The 17,584-nt window shown below is 65.2% G+C and carries 16 protein-coding genes; 8 read left to right on the top strand and 8 right to left on the bottom strand.

Translation table 11 applies throughout. The features are described 5' to 3' along the window. Nucleotides 1-9 precede the first annotated feature (9 nt). Nucleotides 10-1,521 carry a sensor histidine kinase gene (locus ACVIGB_RS45795; RefSeq protein ID WP_456724316.1) on the top strand — a complete coding sequence of 504 codons (1,512 nt, stop codon included), beginning with the start codon at nt 10-12 and terminating at the stop codon, nt 1,519-1,521. A 101-nt stretch (nt 1,522-1,622) separates the two neighbouring features. Beyond that, a complete protein-coding gene (locus ACVIGB_RS45790) occupies nt 1,623-2,942 on the top strand; it encodes a dicarboxylate/amino acid:cation symporter (RefSeq protein WP_456724317.1) in 1,320 nt (439 codons plus the stop codon). Nucleotides 2,943-2,992: 50 nt separating this feature from the next. Here ACVIGB_RS45790 and ACVIGB_RS45785 read toward each other — a convergent pair whose 3' ends face one another. Continuing rightward, entirely contained in the window at nt 2,993-3,256 is a 264-nt protein-coding gene (locus tag ACVIGB_RS45785) for a hypothetical protein (RefSeq protein WP_229167723.1), read from the bottom strand. Nucleotides 3,257-3,873: 617 nt separating this feature from the next. Between ACVIGB_RS45785 and ACVIGB_RS45780 the strand changes: the two genes are divergently transcribed. Both ACVIGB_RS45780 and ACVIGB_RS45775 read left to right on the top strand, forming a co-directional pair. Beyond that, nucleotides 3,874-4,269, top strand: a complete 396-nt coding sequence (locus tag ACVIGB_RS45780; protein WP_016844123.1) for a helix-turn-helix domain-containing protein — start codon at nt 3,874-3,876, stop codon at nt 4,267-4,269. 448 nt (nt 4,270-4,717) lie between these two features. Continuing rightward, nucleotides 4,718-5,041 (top strand): hypothetical protein, encoded by a 324-nt coding sequence (locus ACVIGB_RS45775; RefSeq protein ID WP_456724318.1) that lies wholly within the window; start codon nt 4,718-4,720, stop codon nt 5,039-5,041. A gap of 47 nt (nt 5,042-5,088) precedes the next feature. On the opposite strand, the gene ACVIGB_RS45770 is transcribed toward ACVIGB_RS45775, so the two are convergent. Beyond that, nucleotides 5,089-6,855 (bottom strand): carbamoyltransferase family protein, encoded by a 1,767-nt coding sequence (locus ACVIGB_RS45770; protein ID WP_456724319.1) that lies wholly within the window; start codon nt 6,853-6,855, stop codon nt 5,089-5,091. A 249-nt stretch (nt 6,856-7,104) separates the two neighbouring features. Here ACVIGB_RS45770 and ACVIGB_RS45765 point away from each other — a divergent pair, with 249 nt between their 5' ends. Genes ACVIGB_RS45765 through ACVIGB_RS45750 form a run of 4 tightly spaced genes read left to right on the top strand, consistent with a single transcriptional unit; the run spans nt 7,105 to nt 11,368 of the window. After that, complete coding sequence (locus tag ACVIGB_RS45765) at nt 7,105-8,172, top strand: LLM class flavin-dependent oxidoreductase (protein ID WP_456724320.1); 1,068 nt, start codon at nt 7,105-7,107, stop codon at nt 8,170-8,172. Between the two features lie 16 nt (nt 8,173-8,188). Beyond that, the gene (locus tag ACVIGB_RS45760; protein WP_456724321.1) at nt 8,189-9,796 is read left to right on the top strand and encodes an amino acid adenylation domain-containing protein; all 1,608 of its coding nucleotides are present in this window, start codon (nt 8,189-8,191) and stop codon (nt 9,794-9,796) included. Next, nucleotides 9,793-10,110 (top strand): hypothetical protein, encoded by a 318-nt coding sequence (locus ACVIGB_RS45755; protein WP_456724322.1) that lies wholly within the window; start codon nt 9,793-9,795, stop codon nt 10,108-10,110. Before ACVIGB_RS45760 ends, ACVIGB_RS45755 begins: the two co-directional genes overlap by 4 nt. Before the next feature lie 10 nt (nt 10,111-10,120). Further along, a complete protein-coding gene (locus ACVIGB_RS45750) occupies nt 10,121-11,368 on the top strand; it encodes a hypothetical protein (protein WP_456724323.1) in 1,248 nt (415 codons plus the stop codon). 52 nt (nt 11,369-11,420) lie between these two features. On the opposite strand, the gene ACVIGB_RS45745 is transcribed toward ACVIGB_RS45750, so the two are convergent. The 6 genes from ACVIGB_RS45745 to ACVIGB_RS45720 form a co-directional block, all read right to left on the bottom strand. Then, nucleotides 11,421-12,503 carry an isocitrate/isopropylmalate dehydrogenase family protein gene (locus tag ACVIGB_RS45745; protein ID WP_456724324.1) on the bottom strand — a complete coding sequence of 361 codons (1,083 nt, stop codon included), beginning with the start codon at nt 12,501-12,503 and terminating at the stop codon, nt 11,421-11,423. A gap of 112 nt (nt 12,504-12,615) precedes the next feature. Further along, nucleotides 12,616-13,686, bottom strand: a complete 1,071-nt coding sequence (locus tag ACVIGB_RS45740; RefSeq protein ID WP_456724325.1) for an alcohol dehydrogenase — start codon at nt 13,684-13,686, stop codon at nt 12,616-12,618. A gap of 142 nt (nt 13,687-13,828) precedes the next feature. Continuing rightward, on the bottom strand, nt 13,829-14,797 hold the full coding sequence (locus tag ACVIGB_RS45735; RefSeq protein ID WP_456724326.1) for an ABC transporter ATP-binding protein: 969 nt from the start codon (nt 14,795-14,797) through the stop codon (nt 13,829-13,831). After that, entirely contained in the window at nt 14,794-15,780 is a 987-nt protein-coding gene (locus ACVIGB_RS45730; RefSeq protein ID WP_456724327.1) for an ABC transporter ATP-binding protein, read from the bottom strand. The genes ACVIGB_RS45735 and ACVIGB_RS45730 overlap by 4 nt, the downstream gene beginning before the upstream one ends. Then, a complete protein-coding gene (locus tag ACVIGB_RS45725; protein ID WP_456724328.1) occupies nt 15,777-16,643 on the bottom strand; it encodes an ABC transporter permease in 867 nt (288 codons plus the stop codon). The genes ACVIGB_RS45730 and ACVIGB_RS45725 overlap by 4 nt, the downstream gene beginning before the upstream one ends. Then, nucleotides 16,630-17,580, bottom strand: coding sequence for an ABC transporter permease (locus tag ACVIGB_RS45720; protein WP_456724329.1), 951 nt, complete (start codon nt 17,578-17,580; stop codon nt 16,630-16,632). Before ACVIGB_RS45720 ends, ACVIGB_RS45725 begins: the two co-directional genes overlap by 14 nt. Between the last annotated feature and the right edge of the window lie 4 nt (nt 17,581-17,584).

The following is a 17,584-nucleotide window of genomic DNA, read 5'->3' as shown; positions in this document are numbered from 1 at the left end:
GGGGACATCGTGCCGAAACTGACATTGCCCGTGCGTCTCGCGCTTCTGGTCGCGGGGACGATGTTGCCGCTGATCGTTTTCGCGGTCGGGATCGTCTTCCACAATTACCAGCGGGATCGTCAGGCGGCCACGCAGCGCGTGCTGGAGACGGCGTGCAGCATCCGCCTGCTGCTCGATGCGGAAATGCAGCGCATGACCGGCGGACTACAGGTGCTGGCGCTGACCAACTCGCTGCGCAACAGCGACTTCGACAACTTTCGCCGCGTCGCGGCCGGCTTTCTCGACCAGTACGGCAAGGACGGCGTGGTGCTGGTGGCCGACCGCAGGGGACGCCAGGCGTTCTCCTCGCTGACGCCGGACACCGCGAGCCTGCCGCCGCGCAACAATCTCGAGATCGTCGAGAAGGTGTTTGCGACGCGGCAGCCGCAATACTCCAACCTGTTCTTCGGCGAGGTGAAGCAGCAACTGATCATCACCGTCGAGGTGCCGGTGATACGCGACGGCGAAGTGCTCTACGACATCTCCTTCAGCCCGCCGATCGAGGTCTTCCAGGCCATGATCGAGCGGCAGCGCCTGAACCAGGACTGGACCATCTCGATCTTCGACGGCGACGGCGTCAACCTCGCCCGCGTGCCGAATCCGCAGGCGACCATCGGGCAGCGCGCCTCGCCAACGTTGTTTGCCGAGATATTCCGCCGCAGCGAGGCGACACTGCCGACCCTCTCGCTCGAAGGCGTGGCGCTGATCACGGGCTTCACTCGATCGCGTCTCACCGGCTGGACCGTCGCGGCTGGCATCGCCGAGAACTCGCTGGTGGCGCCCTTGTGGCGCTCGCTCGCGATCACCAGCCTGATCGGCGGCGTCCTGCTCTTGGTCGGCCTCGGCTTTGCGGTGCGGATGGCGACCACGATCGCACGCGGCGAGATGCTGCACGACCTCCTGATCGAGGAGCTCAACCACCGCGTCAAGAACACACTGGCGATCCTGCAATCGATCGCCACGCAGACCTTCCGCAGCGCGAGCCGCGCCGAGCGCGACAAGTTCGAGGGACGGCTCGGCGCGCTGGCCGAGGCGCACAATTTGCTCTCGACCGACAAATGGCAGGGCTCCGACCTGCAGGACGTGGTCAGCCGCGTGCTGCGGCCCTATCTGCTGAACAACACCGCCGAGCGGGTCAAGATGTTCGGGCCGCGCGTGCCGCTGTCGCCCCGGCTTGCTCTGGTGCTGTCGATGCTCCTGCATGAGATGGCGACCAACGCCGCCAAATACGGCGCGTTGTCCAACGACACCGGCACGGTGACGCTGGACTGGGAAATCCTAGAGGAGAGCGCCGGACCGAAGCTGCGGATGATCTGGACAGAGGCCGGCGGCCCAGAGGTCACGGCGCCGGTGCAGCGCGGCTTCGGCTCCCGGCTGATCGAGCGCAGCGCCCGCGACCAGCTCGGCGGCGAAGCCACGGTCGATTTCCTGCCCCACGGCGTCGTCTACACGGTGACCAGCACCCTCGAAGCCGGCGAATGACCGGGTAAATGGCGCCCAATCCTGCGACATCTTGGCACGCAAGTTGCTAAGATGGGGTGGGATCGGCCGCCAAGAACACCGGCCAAAAACAGGGGGAGTTCATGTCGACCATCGCAGCGGAAGCCACAGTTGCACGCAAGCCGCTCTATACATCGCTGTTCGTGCAGGTGCTCGTTGCGCTGCTGCTCGGCATCATCATCGGCATGGCCGCGCCCGATTTCGCGATCGGACTGAAGATCTTCAGCGATGCCTTCCTGAAGCTGATCTCGATGATCGTGGCGCCGATCGTGTTCTGCGTGGTGGTGCACGGCATCGCGGGCGCCGGCGACCTCAAGAAAGTCGGACGCGTCGGCGTCAAGGCGCTGGTGTATTTCGAGGCGATGACGACGGTCGCACTCGTGGTCGGCTTGATCCTGGCCTATCTGTTCGGGCCCGGTCACGGCATGAACATCGATACCTCGACGCTGGACGCCAAGGCGCTCGGCAACTATGCCAGCAACGCGCAGAAGCTGAAGGGCGAAGGCATCGGCAGCTTCCTGCTCAACATCATCCCGACCACCTCGTTTGACGCGCTGTCGCGCAACGACGTGCTGCAGGTCCTGTTCTTCGCTATCATCTTCGGCGTCAGCCTGGCGCTGGTCGGCGGCGACAAGGGCGAGAAAATCACCTCGTTCATCGACGCGGTCTCGACCGTGCTGTTCCGCGCCATGGGCCTGATCGTGCGCTTCGCGCCGATCGGCGTGCTCGGCGCCGTCGCCTACACGGTCGGCAAATACGGCGTCGGCTCGCTGAAGCAGCTGCTGTCGCTGGTGGCGCTGTTCTACGTTTCGGTCGCGATCTTCGTGCTCGGCGTGCTCGGCGGGGTGATGGCGCTGGCCGGCATCAATATCCTCAAGTTCCTCGGCTACCTGCGCGAGGAGCTGATGATCGTGGTCGCCACCGCATCCTCCGACGCGGTGCTGCCGCAGGTGATGCGCAAGCTGGAGCATTTCGGCGTCAAGGATTCGGTGGTCGGCCTCGTGATTCCGACCGGCTATTCGTTCAACCTCGATGCGTTCTCGATCTATCTAACGCTGGCGGTCGTCTTCATCGCGCAGGCGACCAACACGCCGCTGTCGTTCGGCGACCTGCTGCTGGTGCTCGGCGTGTCGCTGATCACGTCGAAGGGCGCGCACGGCGTGCCGGGCTCGGCGATCGTCATCCTGGCGGCGACGCTCAATGCGGTGCCGAGCATCCCGGCGATCGGCCTCGTGCTGGTGCTCTCGGTTGACTGGTTCATCGGCATGGCGCGCGCCGTCGGCAATCTGATCGGCAATTGCGTCGCCACCGTCGTGGTCGCGGCTTGGGAAGGTGACCTTGACCGGGACAAGGCCCGGCGCGTGCTCGAAGGCACTGAGGCGGTCGACGTCACCGCGGGCTGAGCCGTGCGACACCGGCCGGCAGCGTCCCGCGCATGGCGCGGGGCGCCGGCTTACTTGATGAGCCGCAGATACGGCGGCAACTGCCTGGTCGCCGGTTCCTGCACCGGCTCGTCCGACGCGATCATGTCACACAGCGCCTTCAACTCGGAATCCGTCACCTTGTGCAGCTCCATCCGGAGCTCGAGGATGGCAAGGGACAACAGCCGCGCCGTCTCCGTGTTCGCCCGGTCAGTCAGAAATGCCTGACATTCTTCCAAGGTTGCCAGCAGCGCCAGCAACCGTTCTTCCGTATTTGCGACCGGCATATCTTCCACTCCCGAAGCCGCGAGGTAGAGTCGAGGTGTTCCCCTCTTCCGCTTCATTTGGCCTCTCCTGCCAGAGTTCGCCGGCTTTCCGTAGGCGCACAATTGTTCCCGATGATTCAGAACTTTTAGGCAATTGTCCAGCAACATTCCGAAAGCCTGACTTGGACTTACGTCAAACTTTTCGCATTGGCGGCGATTCAGTCAAGCAACCGCGAACCGTCGCCGCGACCTCAGGATGCACTAGCTGGGGTTGCATCCATACTAGGACGCTCGTACAATATTGGCTGCCCGTAGAACTACGGGCGCAGTGCATTGCCGCCCAGTAAGCATGCGCGCAAAATCTGTGTCGATCAAACTCGCGCTAGTTGTGGTTTGGTCAATATTTTGCCAAATGTAGAGGGCGGGGTGTCGACAGACACCTTGGTGCGGTCGACTACAGGTAGTCGACCGATTCGGTACTTGGGTGCTTCCAATGCGCATGTGCGTTTGGATACCATCCCGCGATCTTCTTGGATTTCGTCGTTCAGACGAACTGACGATCCACTCGAGCTTAACGCGGTACATCATGAACGTGTCCCTGACCCGACCGGGCCAGGGATTCTCGATTTGAAGGACGGGTCACAAGAATGAACAGATCAGCAGCAAAGAAGATGAAGCAGCGCAGCGCCGGCAAGCCGGACATTGAGTTGGGCAAGCGGATTCGTCTGCGCCGTGTCGAACAGAAGATCTCGCAGGCGGAACTCGGCGACAAGCTGGGCGTCAGCTTCCAGCAGGTTCAGAAGTACGAGAAGGGCGTGAACCGCGTCGGCGCTGCCCGCCTTCAGCAGATCGCGACCGCGCTGGACGTGCCGGTGACCTTCTTCTACGACGGCGACAACAAGGCCCGCGAAGTCGAGAGCCTGCTGTTCCTCGACAGCGCGTTCAGCCTCCGGTTGCTGCGCGCCTACAGCAAGATCAAGGATCAGACCGTGCAGCGCCAACTGGTGTCGCTGATGGAATCGATCGCCGCCAACGAAGACTGAACGGCAGCACAGGTACGATCGCGACACCGCGAACGCGATCGACCAGGGCGAGTGGATCGGCCGCGACCGGTCATTGGGATCGCCACGCGCCGGTCGGGGCCAGGAAGATATCGAGGTGAAGATATCGAAGCGCTGCCATCGGCGATGGCAGCGCTTTTTCTTTGGCCGCGGCAGGCTCAAGCTTTCGTGATCCCGGCGCCCGGCTGCGCATGTGCGCGGCCGTTCTAGTTCACGCTCCGGCTGCACATCTCATGCAGCGCATGCGAGCACGATCCGTCGCCATTCTGTCGCGCGGCCAATTGTCGCCCGCGCACGGGGCGACCTCACAACTCCCGCATTTGCTGCGTTGAACCGGCATCGCCAGAACCGAGTGCACCTGCCTGGCTTTTTTGTCGCAGCAACGAAGCGGCTGCATGGACGTTTTCAGGCTTCAACCAAGGAGATCTCAATGAATATCAAGCTTGCCGTTATTGGACTGGCCGCGCTCGGAAGCGCAGCGTTGATGTCCGGTGCGGCATCGGCGATGCCGAACGGGCTTCCGCAGGCTAGCCACATCGCAGGCGAAACGTCCAATGTCGACAAGGTGCGCCAGGTCTGCGATCGCTGGGGCCGCTGCTATTGGCAACCGGGCTACGGCTACGGACCGCGCCATCACAGATGGCATCATCGTCCGCGCTTCTACCCCCGCCATCATCACGGGCACCGTCATCACGGCGGACATCATGGTGGCGGCCATCACGGCGGCGGACATCACGGCGGACACCGGCGCTAGTCGTCAGCGAGGGGGCTTCGGCCCCCTCACCTTTTCGCCAGTGCCGGCTACATCTGTCCCGCGCGGCGGACGAGCACGTTCTCGAGGAAGAGATATTCGATCCCGGTGCCGAGGAAGGTGTCGATGGCCTCGCGGGGCGTGTTGACGATCGGCTGCCCCTTCACGTTGAAGCTCGTGTTCAGCACCATTTCTCGGCCGGTCGCCCGGCCGACCGCCCGCAGCAACGCGTGGAATTCGGGATTGTCCCTGACGCCGACCGTCTGCACGCGGGCCGAGCCGTTGACATGCGTAATCGCCGGCAGCGCGGCGCGGTGCTCGGGGCGCACGTCGGCGGTCATGATCATGTAGGGAAGCTCGAGCCCCTTCGGCACCTCGAACCAGTCATGCACCTGCTCGAGGCTGACCGCCGGCGCGAACGGGCGGAAGGCTTCGCGCATCTTGACCATCGCGTTGATGCGGTCACGCATGTCAGGATGACCGGGATCGGCCAGGATGCTGCGATGTCCGAGGGCGCGGGGGCCGAACTCCATGCGTCCGCGGTACCAGCCGAGCACGCGTCCGGCGGCGATCAGCCTGGCCGCCGCTGCGCAGGTCTCGTCGAGATCCGGAAAGCGCGTGATCTCGATGCGGCCGACGGTGTCGACCAGCGCCCTGTAAATCTCGGTTTGCGTGGGTGCGGGGCCGAGGAAGGGGACCGGCATCCGGACGTTCTTCACGCCACTGTCGCGCGATGCCGACCAGAGCGCGGCGCCGAGCGCGGAGCCGTCGTCGCCTGCGGCCGGCTGAACGTAGATCTCGTCGAACAGGCCGGACTGCAGCAGGCGGCCGTTGGCGGTGCAGTTGAGCGCGACGCCGCCCGCCATCGCGAGCCTGCGCAGGCCGGTGCTACGGCCGAAATGGCCGCAGATGTGGAGCATGACGCTGTCGAGGCATTCTTGCAGCGCTGCGGCGACGTCGCGATGGTCGTCGGTGACGTCGCCGTCGGGCGCGCGTGCCGGGATCAGATACTCACCGAGATGACGTCGCGTCGCGCCGTAGGTTTCGCGATCATGGCGCTCGGTATTGAGGCGGAGCAGCGGAATCCTGATCAGGCCGTCGTCGCGCAGCTCCACGGTCCGCTCGAAAAAAGCACGGTGGCGGGCGGGATCGCCGTAGGGAGCGAGGCCCATGATCTTGTATTCGTCGGAGTTGAAATCGAAGCCGAGATGCAGCGTCAGCGCGGAATAGAGGATGCCGATCGAATCCTGGGCGGTGATTTCCGCGAGCTTGTCGATCGCGTTGTCGTGCGCGTGATAGACGGTGACGGCGTGGACCTCGCCCATGCCGTCGAGGATCACCACCAGGCATTCGTCCCAACCGGAGGTGTAGTAGGCGCTGGCGGCGTGGGACAGATGATGGTTGACGTGGTGGACCTTGCCGGCCGGAAACCCGGGCAGGTGCTGATCCACTTGCGAGAGCAGTTTTTCGCGCGAGAAGACCTCCCTGTATTGCTGGGCGGAGGTCGGATCCAGCATGAACGCGGCCTTGTAGGGCGCATAGTCGAAGCCGTGAGAGATCACGTCGATGTCGGACGGCTTCAGGCCAGCGGTCTCCAGGCAGTAGCTGACAGCGCCGATCGGGAAATCACCGGTGTGTTTCTTGCGGTTGAAGCGCTCTTCGGCGGCACCGGCTACGATCCTGCCGTTGACCACCAGCACCGCGGCCGAATCGTGGCCCTGTGAGATCCGGTATTCACGCTCCTCCAGGCCCGGCCAGTGCTTCCGCTTGAACGGGATCGAGCTCTCGAATCCACTGATGCCGATTACTTTCGCCATTCAACACCCCTGGACGGATCGCGCTCAAGGGAAAATCGAGCAGGTGCCGCAGCATCGTTGCAGAGAGGCCGCGGAAATCAAGGTCCGCAAAAGTGCAGTGCGCCGCCTCCGAATAGTCGGCCGGGCATTCGTTCCCATCGCTTGACGGAGTACCACCTTTGCGTCGGGGGAGCTTACGAACGCATCTGTTACCATGATCCGGTTCTCCACCAGCCACGGCGTTTCGACACCTTTGGACGGAGGTGGATGATGGATACGTTTTCCGACATTCGGTTCGAAGTCTTCAGCACGTGCCCGCAATCCGGCGCGGTGCCGGCGGCTGACTATGTCGAACGGGTGCAGGCCGTCGCCCGCTGGAGCGAAGAGGCGGGGTGCAAAGGGATCCTGGTCTACACGGAGAATTCCCTGGTCGATCCCTGGCTCGTCTCGCAAGTCATCTTGCAGAGCACGAGGGAGCTCTGTCCGCTGGTGGCGGTGCAGCCGGTCTACATGCACCCGTACAGCGTCGCCAAGATGGTGAGTTCGCTCGCGCATATGTACGGACGCCGGCTCTATCTGAACATGGTCGCGGGCGGCTACACGACCGAGCTTGCAGCGCTCGGCGATGCGACGGCGCACGACAAGCGTTATGCGAGGCTCGTCGAATACACCGGCATCATCAAGCTGCTGCTGGAGAGCGCCGAACCGGTGACGCTCGAAGGCCAATTCCATGCCGTCCGCAATCTGCGGATGACCCCACCGCTGCCGCGGGAGTTGCTGCCCGGCATATTCGTGTCGGGCTCCTCGGAAGCGGGGCTCGCGGCCGCCAAGGTGCTGGGCGCGACGCCGGTGAAGTATCCCAAGCCGGCCGCAGAGTACGGGCAGGCCGACGATGACTGCGTCGGCTCGGGCGTGCGCGTCGGCATCATCGCTCGCGCGAGCGCCGAAGAGGCCTGGCGCGTCGCGCACGAACGCTTCCCGACCGACAAGAAGGGGCAACTGGCGCACAAGCTGGCCATGAAGGTCTCGGATTCGGCGTGGCACAAGCAGATGTCCGATCTCGCAGCCGAAACGGCCGCCCAGGACACGCCCTATTGGCTGGTGCCGTTCGAAAACTACAAGACCTTCTGCCCGTATTTGGTCGGCGACTACAGGGTCGTCTCCGACGAACTCGCGCGCTACGCCGCGGCCGGCTACGGGACGTTCATCCTGGACATTCCACCCACTCGCGAGGAACTGGTCCATACGGGCGAGGTCTTCGGACAGGCGCTGACGAAGGCCCGGCGTCTGAAGTCGTCAGCGCTTCGCGATCCGGCGCGTCAGGGCCTCGCAGGCTAGGCTAGGCAATCGTTCGATGGAGTTGCGCGCGGACGGATCACGGCCGGGATTGTGGACGGGCTTCCTGCGCTCGGCGAAACTGTTTCCCGACCGTCCTGCCGTCGTCGCGCAGGGCACGTCGCTGTCGTATCGACAGCTGCGCGAGGTCGCCGTCCGCATCGCAGCCTGCATCCAGGCGCATCGCGAAGGGTCGTCGACGCCTCTCACCGCCGTATTCGCGCATCGCGGCGCGACAGCGTTCACCGGCGTGCTCGGATCGCTTCTGGCCGGAAACGGCTACGTGCCGCTGAACCGCACCTTCCCGGTCGAGCGCACCAGGTCGATGCTCGTCCGCTCGGAGTGCCGATCAATCATCGTCGATGCGGAATCCTTGCCGCAAATGGACGCGCTCATGGCGGGCGTGAACGAACCGCTGCTCGTGATCGCGCCCGGTCTCGAGAATCCCCGCCCCTATCGCGAACGATGGCCCTTGCACATCATCGTCGGAACTGCCGATCTCGATGGATACGCCGACTGGCGCGAGCCGGACGCGCGCGAGGACGCCATCGCCTATCTGCTGTTCACCTCCGGCAGCACCGGCGTGCCGAAAGGAGTAATGGTCGCGCACCGCAACGTCGCAGCCTACGTCGACCATGCTGCGGAGCGCTTCGCCGTCACGGAGCTGGACATTGTCTCGCAGACGTTCGACATGACGTTCGACCTGTCGGCATCCGACATGTTCGTGGCGTGGGAACGCGGCGCCTGCGTGTGCTGCCCCTCGCAGAAGACGTTGATCAATCCTGGGCGGTTCATCCGCGACCAGGGGCTGACGGTCTGGTTCTCCGTGCCCTCGATGGTCGCGCTGATGAAGCAGTCCGGCCTGCTGAAGCCGGGAGGGTTTCCCTCGCTCAGGCTGAGTCTGTTCTGCGGCGAGCCGCTGCCCGTCGCTAGCGTCGCGGCCTGGGCGATGGCCGCGCCGAACAGCGTCGTGGAGAACCTCTACGGACCGACCGAACTGACCATCGCATGCACCGGCTACCGGTGGGATCCGAAGCGGGCGCCACTCGAGGCGGAGATGGGCATCGTGCCGATCGGCGCGCCATTCCCGGGAATGAACGTGCTCGTCGTCGACGAGCACCTGAACGAGGTCGGGCCGGGCGCGGACGGCGAACTGCTGATGAGCGGTCCGCAGATGTCGCTTGGCTACTGGAAGGATCCCGAGAAGACCGCCGCAGCCTTCGTCGTCCCGCCCGGACGGCAGGAGATGTTCTACCGCACCGGCGACCGCGTGCGCCGGCCCGCCGGTGATGGCCCGCTGACCCATCTCGGCCGCATGGACTCGCAGGTGAAGATCCTCGGCCACAGGGTCGAGCTCGGCGAGGTCGAAGCCGTGGTGCGCGAGGCCTCGGGCGTCGACGGCGTCGTGGCGATCGGCTGGCCCGTCACGTCGAGCGGCTATGGCGGCATCGAAGTGCTCATCGAAGGCGGGCCGGTTGATCTCGACCGGCTTCGCGCGGCGGTCGCCGCCCGGCTGCCGGACTACATGGTCCCGAGACGATGGCACGTCCGCAGCCGGCTGCCACGCAACGCCAACGGAAAATACGACCGCAAGGCCATGCCGGCGGTTTTGGGAGACAGCCAATGAGCGGTCCGACCACGGATGACGTCCGCGCCTTCTTCGGAGCCTTCCTCAACCGGAAGCTGGAGGGCCGCGGACGACGTCCTTTACGCGATCTCCCCGACGACTACGACCTGCTGCTGTCGGGAGCACTCGATTCGCTCGCCTTCGTCGAGATGATGATGGCGGCGGGCGAGCACTTCGACGGGGAGATCGATTTCGAGAACCTCGATCCCGAACAGATGACGCTGATCGGTCCCCTGTGCCTGTTCGTGTCCGAGCAATTGACGCAGCCTCGGTGGCGAAATGGGGCCACCGGGTCGTCGCCGCCATTCGGCTAGGGAGGGATTGATGGCGGTGACCCGTGCGCCGGCGCAAATTCAGGCACGCTCCAAGTATCACGTCGCCGATATCCTGCTCCGACTCCTGAAAAGCCGGCGCCGTGCTGCCTCCGCTCCAGCCGAAGCGGCGCCGCTCTCCGGAATCGCGTTGGCGCCGGCGAAGCAGCGGGAGGTCCGGTTCGCGGATTTCGAAAGCGTCGCGAGGCTAAAGGAACGCGGGGGACTTGCGAAAGACAGCCCGGAGAACTGGGATCGGCTCTGGCGACAAAATCCTGCGATGGCCGCCGCCAAATCGCAACCCAGCATGGGGTGGGTGCTCGAGACCGCGCAGGAGATTGTCGGGTACCAGGGAAACATTCCCGTGCTCTACCAGCTCGAAAGCCGAACGATATTCGCCGCGACAGCCGCTGGCCTCGTGATCGAGCCGGCGTACCGCACCCGATGCATCGGCCTGCTGGCTTCGTTCTTTCGGCAGCGAGATATCGATCTCCTCGTAATCACGCACTCGACAGCATCGGTGGTCAATCAATCAAAAGCCCTTCATGCGAGGTCGTTGCCTGACCCCGACTACGACAAGATCTTGTTCTGGATCCTGGATGTCCGTCAGTTCGCGCGGGTGCTCGCAGCGAAGTTCGACGTCGGGAGCGGAATGGAGTCTGTCGGAGCTTTCCTTGCCTCGTCGGCCATGCGTTTGGATTCGCTCCGCCGCGGACCACCGGGCCGTCTGACCAGCAAAGTAACGGAAATCGATGTGAAGGACATCGGGGACGAATTCGAAGCGCTGTGGCGGCGCAAATTGGGCGAGGCCCCTCGGTTGCTGGCCGACCGAAGTCCCGCCTCTCTCAGGTGGCACTTCACGCTCCCTGGGAGCTCTTCGACGGTTGCCGTGCTTTGCTGCCATCGATTCCAGCGCTTGGCGGGGTATGCCGTCGTGCTGCATGCGGTCGACCGCCAGACAGGTTTGCGACGGTCGATGCTCGCCGACATCCTGGTTGAGCAGGATGACACAGACGTGACCGAGGCGCTGCTCGAGGCGGCCTATGCGAACGCGGTCGCTTCGGGCGGTCATCTGTTCGAGCTGGTCGGCGTGCCCGGACATATCCGGCAGATCCTGATGAGATGGAATCCTTACGTCAGGACGTACCCGACCGATCCGCTCGTCTACAAGACGACGGACGAGGGCCTGGCTCGCGCCCTCGAAGACGGGAGCGCCTGGTACGCCGGCCCGTTCGACGGCGACGCAACGCTGCTGCCGTAACGGCTCCGGTCAGCCAGCGCTGCGGAACGAGGCAGGCTCGGTCTCGTCGCCGTCAAAGCGCCGCCAGCACGGCCTTCGCGACATCAGCGGTACCATTGCTGCCGCCAAATTCGAACGGCTTGATGCCGCCGGCATAGACCTTGTCGACGGCCCGCTCGATGCTTTCGGCGGCTTCAGCAGCGCTCTCCAGACCGTGCTTGTCGGCGAGCCAGTCCAGCATCATCGCAGCCGACAGGATCATCGCGGTCGGGTTGGCCTTGCCCTGCCCCATGATGTCGGGCGCCGTGCCGTGACACGGCTGAAACACCGCGTAGCGGTCGCCGATATCGGCCGACGGCGCCATGCCCATGCCGCCGATCAGGCCGGCGGTGAGATCGGACAGGATGTCGCCGAACATGTTCTCGGTCACCATGACGTCGAAGTCCCAGGGGCGCTTCACCAGCGCAGCGGCGGCCGCGTCGACGTAGAGGTGATCGGCCCTGACGCCGGGATGACGCTTCGCGGTCTCGTCGAAGATGCTGCGGAAGAACGCGAACGCCTTGAACACGTTCGCCTTGTCGACGCAGGTCAGCCCGCCGCCGACGCGGCCGCGCGCCTTGCGGCGTTCGGCAAGCCGGAACGAGAACTCGAACAGCCGCTCGGAAGTCCGGCGCGTGATCACCATGGTCTCGCGCGCCTCGCTGTCGGTGACGACGCCCTTGCCCATCGAAGCGAACAGGCCCTCGGTCGATTCCCGGATCACGACGAGGTCGATGCCCTTCTGATCAGCGCCGACGATCGTGCTCGGCACGCCCGGGATCAACCGCGCGGGCCGCACGCCGGCATAGAGATCGAAGATCATCCGCAACTCGATCTGCGGCGCGATCTCGGTGTTGTCAGGGTAGCGCACCGACGGCAGGCCGCAGGCGCCGAGCAGGATCGCGTCTGCCTCCTCGCACAGCCGAACCGTGCTCTCCGGCATCGACTTGCCGGTCTCCTTGTAATGGCCAGCGCCGGCCGGCGCCTCGGTGAAGCGGAATTTGAGGCCGGATGACGCCTCGATCTTGCGGAGCACTTCGAGCGCCGGCGCCATCACCTCGGGACCGATGCCATCGCCACCGAGAACTGCGATGTGGAGTGCGTCGTTGGCGGACATGGGGACTCCCGAAAGATGATCGTCATTCCGGGGCGATGCGGAGCATCGAACCCGGAATCTCGAGATTCCCGGTCTGGTGCTGGCGTACCATCCCGGAATGACGGTGACTGGTCTACGGCGTCAGCACGGCGCGGCCGACCAGCTGGCCCTTCTGCAGATTGGTCAGCGCCTCGTTCGCCTTTGCCAGCGGCATCGGCGTGACCGGGATCGCCGGGACCTTCTTGGTCCGCACCAGGTCGAGCAGTTCCTGCGTCTCGCGCAGATTGCCGACATAGCTGCCCTGGATGGTGACCGCCTTGATCGGGATCAGCGGCAGCGCCCAGGTCGCGCCACCGCCGAACAGGCCGACGATCACGAGCTTGCCGCCCTTGGTCAGGCAGTCGAAGCCGAGCTGCGAGGTCTGGGCGTTGCCGACCAGATCGATCGCGGCGCGGATCGGCTGCCCCGCCTTCTTGATGAGCTGCTCCAGCGCGTCGGGCGCCTTGCCGTCGACGGTCGCGAGTGCACCGGCGGCCTCGGCCGCCTCGCGCTTCCTGGCGTCGATGTCGACCACGATCGCGCCCTTGCCGCCCATCGCCTTCAACAGCGAGAGCGCCATCAGGCCGAGACCGCCGGCGCCGAAGATCACGATCGGCGTGTCGAGATCCTTCTCGACCTTCTTCAGCGCGCTGTAGGTCGTGACTCCAGAGCAGGCGTAAGGCGCGGCCGTGACCGGATCGAGCCCCTCGAGGTTGAGCAGATACTTCGGATGCGGCACCGTCATGTGATCGGCATAGCCGCCGTCGCAATAGACGCCGAGCGCATTCGGCTTGATCGCGCACATGTTCTCGTCGCCGCCGAGGCAGGTCGGGCATTTGCCGCAGCCGAGCCACGGATAGGCCAGCGTGACGTCGCCGACCTTGAGGCCGCCCTTGTCGGCGTCCTTCACATCCGGCCCAAAGGCTATGATCTCGCCGACCGTCTCATGGCCCATCGTGCGCGGCAGCGAGACGCCGCGGTCCTTCAGCGACAGCGGCTTGCGGCCATGGCCGAGATCGTAACCGCCCTCCCAGATGTGCAGGTCGCTGTGGCAGACGCCGGCGGCCTTCACCTTGATCAGCACCTGCGTGCCCGACGGCTGCGGCGTCGGCTGATCGACCTCTTTCAAGGGGGCATTGAAATCGACGACCTGGAAACTCTTCATCGCTGTTCTCCCGAAGCTTGTTCTTGAGGCGGACCTTGCCACGCCTGCCCGCCCGGGACAAACGCTCAAGACCCCATTTTCGAGCAAGCCGCCATGCAGCTCGCTCGAAGGCCAACGCGCCGCTATTCAGAGGCGTGAGTATTCAGATCAACGGATGATGGCAAGCCGCGAACTGGCGGGGCGCAACCACGCGCAGTTCCGGCACCTCGGCAGCACAGCGCGCATCGGCCCGCGGGCAGCGGGTGCGGAAGCGGCAGCCCGACGGCGGCGCGATCGGCGACGGCGGCTCGCCGACCGGCACGCTCTGGGTCGGCCGGACATCCGGATCGGGCACCGGGATCGCTTCGATGAGCAGCGCGGTATAAGGATGCGCCGGCTGTGCAAACAGCTGCTCCGACGGACCGACCTCGCAGAGCCGACCGAGATACATCACCGCGACGCGATCCGAAACCGCCTTCACCACCGCGAGGTCGTGGGCGATGAACAGCAGGGTCAGGCCGTACCGCGCCTTCATCTCCTCAAGGAGATTAAGGATCTGCGCACGGATCGAGACATCGAGCGCGGACACCGGCTCGTCGCAGATCACGAACTCCGGATTGAGCACCAGCGAGCGGGCGATGCAGATGCGCTGGCACTGTCCGCCGGAGAATTCGTGCGGCAGGCGTCCGCTCACCAGCGCGGGATCGAGGCCGACCGCCGACAGCGCCTCGCTGACGCGCCGCCGGCGTTCCTCGCGATCCTTGACGCCCGCGATCACCAGCGGCTCGGCGACGATATCGCCGATCCGCCGCCGCGGATTGAGCGAGGCAATCGGGTCCTGAAAGATCAGCTGCACGCGGTGGCGCATCTTGCGCAGCGCCTCGCCCTTCAGGGTGGTGAGATCGTGGCCGTCGAACAGCACCTTGCCGGAGACGGCCTGGCGCAATTGCAGCACGGCGCGGCCGAGCGTGGACTTGCCGCAGCCGGATTCGCCGACCAGCCCCAGCGTCTCGCCGCGCGCGATCTCGAGGCTGACATCGGAGACGGCATGGATGGTCTTGCCCCCTACCGAATATTCGACGACGAGGTTTTCCACTTTCATCAACGGATTGGATGCGGCCTGCAACATCATGCGCCGCCTCCCGCCGCGATCGGATGGAAGCAGGCATAGAGATGCTCTAACGTCTCTGCCGGACTGAGCCGCGGCTTCTCCGTGCTGCAGCGCCCGGCGGAATAGCGGCAGCGCGGCGAGAACGAGCAGCCCTTCAGCGGCCGGGTCGGATCGGGCGGCCGTCCCGAAATCGCCGGCAACGGCGTATGCGGCGGCACGTCGAGCTTCGGCAATGCGGCGAGCAGCGCCTCGGTGTAGGGCATCCGCATCTGCTTGAACAATGTAGGCGTCGGCGCGCGCTCGACGACGCGCCCCGCATACATCACCGCGACCTCGTCGGTACGGCCGGCGACCACGCCGAGGTCATGCGTGATGATGATCATCGCCATATGACGGCGCTGCTGCTCGCGCGCCAAGAGATCGAGGATCTGCGCCTGGATCGTCACATCGAGCGCAGTGGTCGGCTCGTCCGCGATCAGGAGCTTCGGTTCGCAGGACAGCGCCACCGCGATCGCGACGCGCTGGCGCATGCCGCCGGAGAGCTGGTGCGGATACTGTGTCAGCCGCTGCTCGGGCGCGGGAATGCCGACCGCCGTCAGCAGCTCGATGCTGCGCTGCCTGGCCTCGGCCAGATCGAGCTCGAGATGTTCCAGGATGGTCTCGATCAACTGGGTGCCGATGGTCAGCACCGGATTGAGCGAGGTCATGGGATCCTGGAACACGACGGCGAGCGAACGGCCGCGCAGCTTGCGCAATTTCTCCGCCGACAGCGTCGTGAGATCCTGCCCGTCGAACATGACGCGGCCGGACAGTTTGGCCTTCTTGGGCAGAAGTTGCAGGACGGCCCGCGACAGCATGGTCTTGCCACAGCCGGACTCGCCGACAATGCCGAGCGTCTTGCCGGCGCCGACGGCGAGATCGACATGATCGACCGCCCGCAGATTGCCGCGCGGCGTCGGCAGGTCGACCACCGCGTCCTCGACCGAAAGCAGCGCACCGCTCATAGCGCACCCTGCCTCGGGTCGGTCAGCGCGCGCATCGTGTCGCCGATCAGGTTGAACGAGAGCACGGTCAGGAACATCGCAATCGCCGGAATGAAGGCGAGCTGCGGCGCCACCTCGAGGCTTTCGCGCCCCTCCCCGATCATGCTGCCCCAACTCGAGATCGGCGGCGGCACGCCGAGGCCGAGGAAGGACAGCGAGCCCTCGACCACGATGGTGACGGCGACGCCGAGCAGGAAGAAGGCGATGAGCGGCAACAGCACGTTGGGCAGCAGCTCGCGCAGCAGGATGCGCGCATGGGTAGCGCCGAGCGCCTGCGCTGCGATGACGAATTCACGCCGTGCCAGCGTCAGCGTCGCCGCCCGCGCCACCCGCATGAAGGCCGGAATGCCGAGCACGCCGAGGATGCAAGTCAGGTTGAAGATCGACTGGCCGAGAAAGGCGGTGACCGCAAGCGCCAGGATCAGCGGCGGGAATGCCAGCAGCACGTCCATGCCACCGACCACGAACGATTCGAAACGGCCGCGGAAATAGCCGGCGAGGATGCCGAGCGCGCCGCCGATGGTGACACCGATCATGGGTGCGCAAAGGCCGACGATCAGCGAGATGCGGGCGCCATAGATCAGCCGCGACAATTCATCCCGGCCGAGGCCGTCGGTGCCAAGCCAGTGCTCGGCCGAAACCGGCGCCCGCCGCTCCAGCATGTCCATGTCGGTCGGGCTCGGCAGCGGCAGCAGGTCGGCGAAGATCGCGACCGCGAACACCAGCACCATCCAGCCGATCGCGAACCAGAACAGCATGCCAAGCCGGCGGCGGCGCGCCGTCGTCGCACCGGCCTCGTCGAGGCTGAGCTCAAGCGTGGCCATGGCGGATCCTCGGGTCGAGCACGGCGTAAAGCAAGTCGACGATGAAGTTCATGATCACGAAGCCCGCCGCGACCAGCAGCACCACGCCCTGCAGGATGATGAGGTCGCGGGTATAGATCGCGCCGACCAGGAGACGGCCGATCCCCGGCAATGCGAAGATCGATTCGACGATCACGGCCCCGCCGATCAGACGGCCGATATTGATGCCGGTGATGGTGACGAGGGTCAGCGACGACGGCTTCAGCGCGTGCACGAACAGGATGCGCGACGGCTTCAGGCCTTTCGCCTTGGCGAGCGCGATATAGTCCTCCTGAAGCGCCGCGATCATGTCGGAGCGCAGCACGCGCATGATGCCCGGCCATTCCGCAAGCCCGAGCGTCAGCGCCGGCAGCACCATGAAGCGCAGGTTGGCGACCGGGTCCTCGGTGAACGGCACGTAGCCGGTCGCCGGCAGCAGCCGCAGCTCGACCGCAAACAAATAGATCAGGAGGATCGCGGACAGGAAGGTCGGCACCGACAGCATGCCGAAGGCCGAGCCGGTCATGAGGCGGTCGAACGCGGAGCCCGCCTTGGCGGCGCAGGCGATTGCCAGCGGCACGCCGATCGCAAGCCCGATCAGCTCGGCGAGGATCATCAGCTCGAACGAGACCGGGACGCGATCGCTGACCGCCTGCCACACGGTCTGCCCGGTGCGGAACGATCGTCCGAAATCACCTTGCAGGATGTGCCACAGCCAGCCGAGATAGCGCAGCCAGATCGGCTGATCGAGACCCATGTCGTGACGCAGGGCCGCGACGTTCTCCGGCGTCGCCTGGTCGCCGAGGATCACGTAGGCGAGATCGCCCGGCAACAGCGAGGCGATCACGAAGGTGAGAACCGAGACGGCAATCAGCACCGGCAACAGGTAGAGGAGCCTGCGCGCGACGAAGAACAGCATGAAG

The sequence above is a fragment of the Bradyrhizobium sp. USDA 4341 genome (genome assembly GCF_054063755.1).
The sequence above is the reverse complement of the archived record's forward strand: the minus strand, read 5'-3'. Positions and strand labels throughout refer to the sequence as shown.

Bases quoted from the DNA above. Each gene is read 5' to 3' on its own strand.
- ACVIGB_RS45755 (WP_456724322.1), top strand. From the start codon at position 9,793: ATGAGCGGTCCGACCACGGATGACGTCCGCGCCTTCTTCGGAGCCTTC.
- ACVIGB_RS45735 (WP_456724326.1), bottom strand. From the start codon at position 14,797: ATGATGTTGCAGGCCGCATCCAATCCGTTGATGAAAGTGGAAAACCTC.
- ACVIGB_RS45760 (WP_456724321.1), top strand. From the start codon at position 8,189: ATGGAGTTGCGCGCGGACGGATCACGGCCGGGATTGTGGACGGGCTTC.
- ACVIGB_RS45775 (WP_456724318.1), top strand. From the start codon at position 4,718: ATGAATATCAAGCTTGCCGTTATTGGACTGGCCGCGCTCGGAAGCGCA.
- ACVIGB_RS45720 (WP_456724329.1), bottom strand. From the start codon at position 17,580: ATGCTGTTCTTCGTCGCGCGCAGGCTCCTCTACCTGTTGCCGGTGCTG.
- ACVIGB_RS45765 (WP_456724320.1), top strand. From the start codon at position 7,105: ATGGATACGTTTTCCGACATTCGGTTCGAAGTCTTCAGCACGTGCCCG.
- ACVIGB_RS45770 (WP_456724319.1), bottom strand. From the start codon at position 6,855: ATGGCGAAAGTAATCGGCATCAGTGGATTCGAGAGCTCGATCCCGTTC.
- ACVIGB_RS45780 (WP_016844123.1), top strand. From the start codon at position 3,874: ATGAACAGATCAGCAGCAAAGAAGATGAAGCAGCGCAGCGCCGGCAAG.
- ACVIGB_RS45725 (WP_456724328.1), bottom strand. From the start codon at position 16,643: ATGGCCACGCTTGAGCTCAGCCTCGACGAGGCCGGTGCGACGACGGCG.
- ACVIGB_RS45750 (WP_456724323.1), top strand. From the start codon at position 10,121: ATGGCGGTGACCCGTGCGCCGGCGCAAATTCAGGCACGCTCCAAGTAT.
- ACVIGB_RS45745 (WP_456724324.1), bottom strand. From the start codon at position 12,503: ATGTCCGCCAACGACGCACTCCACATCGCAGTTCTCGGTGGCGATGGC.
- ACVIGB_RS45730 (WP_456724327.1), bottom strand. From the start codon at position 15,780: ATGAGCGGTGCGCTGCTTTCGGTCGAGGACGCGGTGGTCGACCTGCCG.
- ACVIGB_RS45740 (WP_456724325.1), bottom strand. From the start codon at position 13,686: ATGAAGAGTTTCCAGGTCGTCGATTTCAATGCCCCCTTGAAAGAGGTC.
- ACVIGB_RS45790 (WP_456724317.1), top strand. From the start codon at position 1,623: ATGTCGACCATCGCAGCGGAAGCCACAGTTGCACGCAAGCCGCTCTAT.